Source organism: Streptomyces atriruber (assembly GCF_001418325.1).
Lineage (GTDB): Bacteria > Actinomycetota > Actinomycetes > Streptomycetales > Streptomycetaceae > Streptomyces > Streptomyces atriruber.
Window position 1 is genome coordinate 1 of record NZ_LIPN01000018.1, and the last position, 2,723, is coordinate 2,723.

Below are 2,723 nucleotides of genomic sequence, written 5' to 3' on the forward strand. Positions count from 1 at the left end.
CTTCTGCTCGCCCTGCTTCTTCCCCTTCCCCCACCGCCCTCCCTGGAGACAGCCATGCCTGTTGTCCCGCAGCGCGCCGACGTGCCCGTGACCATCGACGAGTCCCGCTGTATCGACGGCTGCACCCTCTGCGTCGACATGTGCCCGCTCGACTCGCTCGCGATCCGCGAGGACAACGGCAAGGCGTACATGCACGTCGACGAGTGCTGGTACTGCGGCCCCTGCGCGGCCCGGTGCCCCACCGGCGCGGTCACCGTCAACATGCCCTACCTGCTCAGGTGAAAGGCCCGGCTCCCATGACAGGCAAACCCCTCGTCCCGCTCGCCCGGCTCCTGCCGCTCGCCCTGCTGGTGCCCCTGGTCACCGCCTGCGGCGGCGCGGCCGGGGCCGAGGACTCCAGGACCGTGACGGTGACCGTCGGATACCAGTCGAAGACGATCAACACCGTCACCGCGGGCACGCTGCTGCGCTCCCTCGGCTACTTCGAGGAGGAGCTCGCGGCCCGCGGCAAGAAAGACGGCAAGACCTACAAGGTGAAGTGGCAGGACTACGCAACGGGCGCGCCGATCACCGCCCAGATGACCACGGGGAAGATCGACATCGGGTCGATGGGCGACTTCCCGCTGCTGATCAACGCGGCCCGCGGCAAGCAGCTGCGGCAGCCGACCCGGCTCGTCTCGATCACCGGCTACAACCTTCGCGGCGGCCTCAACACCGTGGTCACCAGGCCCGATTCGGACCTGCGGTCGCTGGCCGACCTGCGGGGCAAGAAGGTGTCCACCAGCATCGGATCGGCCGCCGACGGCACCCTGATCCGCGCCCTGGAGAAGGCGGGCATCGACCCGAAGCAGGGCGTGCGCAAGCTCAACCAGCAACCCAGCGTGGGAGCGTCCGCGCTGACCGCGGGCAGCATCGACGCACTGTCCCAGTTCGTCGCCTGGCCGGGCCAGTTGGCGTTCGAGGGCAAGGCGAAGGCGCTCTACGACGGCGCCGACCTGAACCTGCCCACCTTCCACGGCGTCACCGTCCGGGAGGAGTTCGCCGAAGAGCGCGCCGGGGTTCTCGACGACTTCCTCGCGGCGCAGCGCCGCGCCACCCACCATCTGCGCGAGCGGCCGGTCGCCGCCGCCGAGTCGGTGGCCGAGGAGACCGGGCTGCCCGCCGAGGCGGTCTACCTCTACAACGGCGCCCACGGCATCGCCACCTTCGACCCGGCGCTGCGCCCGGAGTTGATCGCCGCGCTGAAGAAGGACGTGCCGATCCTCGAGGCGGCCGGCCTGGTGGGCGACGTCGACGTGGACGCCTTCGTCGACCGGGCGCCGCTGAAGCGTGCCGCGCAGGCGCCCTCCTATCCGAAGGTGGACGCCCGTCCGAAGGCGGACGGCCATCCGCAGGCGGGCGCCGCCAAGTCCGAGCTGTGGCTCAAGGGCCGCGACACCACGCGTACCTTCGACACCCCGAAGGCCCTCCTCAAAGCCGCCGAGGCCGCCAAGAGCTCCCAGGTGCGGGCCGCGTACGTACCGGACGCGCTGACCGGCACCCTCTGGTTCGCCGACCGGGCGGTGTGGGTCGCCGACGGCTCCGACCTGCGGGCCTTCGTCACCGCGAGCCATGCGAAGACGTACGTGGGACAGCACGCGGGCGCCCGTGTCGTCGACTACACGGACGCCGTGGAGCTGGCGTCATGAGCGTCACCCGCCGTCTGGTCCGGGTGGCCTCGCTCGCCGCGGCCCTCGGTCTCTGGCAGCTCCTGACCACCCTGGACGTCGAACTGTGGCTGCGCTTCGGCCAGTTCCCGACGGTCGGCGAAGTGGCGGCCGCCTTCGGCGACCGGCTCGGCACCGCCCCGTACTGGCAGGACCTCGTCCACAGCCTGCGCCGCATCGTGATCGGCTTCCTGCTCGCGGCGGTCCTGGGAGTGGCGGCGGGCACGGCGGTCGCCCGGTCGCGGTGGGCGGCCGACCTGCTCGGTCCGCTCGTGGAGGTGGCCCGGCCGGTCCCGGCGATCGCCCTGGTCCCGGTCGCGATCATGCTCCTGCCCACCAATGAACAGGGCATCGTCTTCATCACCTTCACCGCGGCGTTCTTCCCGGTCCTGGTGTCGACGCGGCACGCGGTGCGCGCGCTGGCGCCGGTGTGGGAGGAGGCCGTGCTCACCATGGGCGGCGGCCGCCTGCGGGTGCTGTTCTCGGTGGTGCTGCCCGGCGCGCTGCCCGGCATCTTCGGCGGGCTTTCCGTGGGCATCGGCGTCGGGTGGATCTGTGTGATCTCCGCGGAGATGATCTCCGGCGAGTACGGGGTCGGCTACCGCACCTGGCAGGACTACACGGTCGTCGACTATCCCGGTGTCTTCGTCGGCATGGTCACCATCGGCGCCCTGGGCCGGCTCACCTCCGCGGCGGTGGAGTTCCTCGGCCGTCGCGCCACCGCCTGGCTGCCCCGCCCGCCCGAGCGGGTGCCGGCCCAGGGCGCCGATGGTGACCATGCCGACGAAGACACCGGGATAGTCGACGACCGTGTAGTCCTGCCAGGTGCGGTAGCCGACCCCGTACTCGCCGGAGATCATCTCCGCGGAGATCACACAGATCCACCCGACGCCGATGCCCACGGAAAGCCCGCCGAAGATGCCGGGCAGCGCGCCGGGCAGCACCACCGAGAACAGCACCCGCAGGCGGCCGCCGCCCATGGTGAGCACGGCCTCCTCCCACACCGGCGCCAGCGCG

General features: G+C 71.5%; 2 protein-coding genes and 2 pseudogenes. 3 read left to right on the plus strand and 1 reads right to left on the minus strand.

Annotated features, from left to right (window positions below):
• Positions 1-54 precede the first annotated feature (54 nt).
• From AOK03_RS01535 to AOK03_RS01545, 3 genes and pseudogenes are all read left to right on the plus strand, one after another.
• Positions 55-282, plus strand: coding sequence for a 4Fe-4S dicluster domain-containing protein (locus tag AOK03_RS01535; protein ID WP_055563275.1), 228 nt, complete (start codon positions 55-57; stop codon positions 280-282).
• A gap of 14 nt (positions 283-296) precedes the next feature.
• Entirely contained in the window at positions 297-1,688 is a 1,392-nt protein-coding gene (locus tag AOK03_RS01540) for an ABC transporter substrate-binding protein (protein ID WP_055563276.1), read from the plus strand.
• A pseudogene (locus AOK03_RS01545) lies at positions 1,685-2,455 on the plus strand (ABC transporter permease); the annotation flags it as partial. The gene AOK03_RS01540 and the pseudogene AOK03_RS01545, both read left to right, overlap by 4 nt.
• A 6-nt stretch (positions 2,456-2,461) precedes the next feature.
• On the opposite strand, the pseudogene AOK03_RS40435 reads toward AOK03_RS01545, so the two are convergent.
• Positions 2,462-2,723 (minus strand): annotated as a pseudogene (locus AOK03_RS40435) (ABC transporter permease); the annotation flags it as partial.